The sequence below is a fragment of the Gordonia sp. i37 genome, assembly GCF_002043085.1.
Lineage (GTDB): Bacteria > Actinomycetota > Actinomycetes > Mycobacteriales > Mycobacteriaceae > Gordonia > Gordonia polyisoprenivorans.
In genome coordinates, this window is sequence record NZ_MVPX01000600.1 from 1 (window position 1) to 1,581 (window position 1,581).

Consider the following 1,581-nt stretch of genomic DNA (forward strand, 5'->3'; position numbering starts at 1 on the left):
TCAGACAGGGCATTTCGTTTATCCCTCACCGACCGATCACAAGCAAATCGGTGGATCGAGGCTAAGAGGAGGGCGGGCCTAGGGGGAGGCTGAGACTACTTTCTCGATTTTCGCGGCTTCTACGATCATCGCCGCGACAGTCTTGAGGTCCTCCCGCGAGCGGCTTTCGTTGGGATCGCAGACGTATTGCAGGATCAACCCGTCGATTGCGGCCACGATGATCCGGGCCAGGCGTGTGAAGGGCAGAGAACAGGTTTCGCCAGCTTTGTTGGCCGCTTGCTGGCACCACTGGGCGACAACGTCGGTGTATCGCTCGTACTGCCAGCGCGCGAGCGCTTGCTGGTTCGCGGTACGCAGGGCGTATGTGGTCAGCTCGTACTGCATCAGCTGTAAGCCGGCATGTCCGCTGACCAGGCGAGACCAGAAGGTCGAAATACCTTCATGGATGGCGTGGGCGAGCCCGCTGTCGACGTTAGCGGAGCTGCCGAGGATGCCGGCAATTTCGTCGACGACATCCTCGATGACCGCTTTGAGCAGACTTTCCTTCGTGGGAAAAACGTACTGCAGCGTCCCGAGTGGTACGCCCGCCTGTTTTGCGACCGCGCGAATCGAGGTGTTCGAGACGCCGAGGTCGGCCAGGGCAATGCGGGCCGCAGCGATCATCTGTTCCCGGCGCTGCGCCGCCTCGATATAGGCCATCCGCCCGCTCCCGCCTGTCGCCGCCGTGCCGTCCATACTCGGAAGCAGGGGCGGCCGTTTCAAAGTGCTGATCTGATCTTATCGGTGCAAGAGTCGGGCGACTGACAGGACCGCCACGCGGTGTGACAAGGCCCGTTCAAGCGGCGTCGGCGGCGTTAGCGATGGCCAACGTTCGGGAAAGCCGACCCGCTGTCACGGCTCCGACGACGACAGCTGCCAAAGTAGCAGTTACGGCAATGCGCTGACCCAGGCGACGTTCAGCTCGGTCAGGGTCGAGTAGTTGGCGAGCATGAGGACCAGTCCAACAGTCAATCCCACGGCGCCGACCGCTGGGGCGAAGATCGCCCCGCCCACCGATTCACCGTCTCGCTTGCGTATGAAGTAGGAGCACGCTAAATAGGTAGCCTATAGCTTCGAGGACTAACGCCGTGACGCGCGTGATTCTAAAGACGTCTGGCGAAGACGGTCCCAGTCATATTCTCGCTCAGGGTGGGGACACGCCACGTGCACAGAGAGAGGATTGTTGCAGGTGAACAAACACACAGGCGTGAACCCATGAACCAGGTGTCGCGTTCGACACTCCTCTCGATGTTGGAGTTGGTACTGACGGCGTGTGGTGTGATCTGGCTGGTAGCACTGGTGCTTTTCGGCAGTCATGCAGCGTGGCTGCTGGTGGCGTGGAACGTTGCTGCTCTCGTGTACATCGCGACAATCTGGTTCGTTCTGTACCAACGCATCCCTTCCGACGAAGCCGCGGAGTCCACGCTGCAAGCGCCACGCTGGCAGAGTTCGTTCTTTGCAGCCGTGGTCAGTGTGGGGTTCCCCCGAAAAAATGGACACGGTTAGCTTGATTGCTGACTTGCGTGCGAGCTGATCTCGAAG

At 60.5% G+C, this 1,581-nt stretch carries 3 protein-coding genes; 1 reads left to right on the forward strand and 2 read right to left on the reverse strand.

Going from position 1 to position 1,581, the window contains the following annotated elements; genetic code table 11:
* Positions 1-78: 78 nt before the first annotated feature.
* Together B1964_RS28565 and B1964_RS31495 are read right to left on the reverse strand one after the other, a co-directional pair.
* Positions 79-699 carry a TetR/AcrR family transcriptional regulator gene (locus B1964_RS28565; protein WP_079932196.1) on the reverse strand — a complete coding sequence of 207 codons (621 nt, stop codon included), beginning with the start codon at positions 697-699 and terminating at the stop codon, positions 79-81.
* A 228-nt stretch (positions 700-927) separates the two neighbouring features.
* On the reverse strand, positions 928-1,053 hold the full coding sequence (locus B1964_RS31495) for a hypothetical protein (RefSeq protein WP_290440751.1): 126 nt from the start codon (positions 1,051-1,053) through the stop codon (positions 928-930).
* A 201-nt stretch (positions 1,054-1,254) separates the two neighbouring features.
* Here B1964_RS31495 and B1964_RS28570 point away from each other — a divergent pair, with 201 nt between their 5' ends.
* Positions 1,255-1,545 carry a hypothetical protein gene (locus tag B1964_RS28570; protein WP_079932195.1) on the forward strand — a complete coding sequence of 97 codons (291 nt, stop codon included), beginning with the start codon at positions 1,255-1,257 and terminating at the stop codon, positions 1,543-1,545.
* Positions 1,546-1,581: the final 36 nt, after the last annotated feature.

Excerpts from the sequence above, each read along its gene's own strand:
- B1964_RS28570 (WP_079932195.1), top strand. The coding sequence starts at position 1,255 with ATGAACCAGGTGTCGCGTTCGACACTCCTCTCGATGTTGGAGTTGGTA.
- B1964_RS28565 (WP_079932196.1), bottom strand. The coding sequence starts at position 699 with ATGGCCTATATCGAGGCGGCGCAGCGCCGGGAACAGATGATCGCTGCG.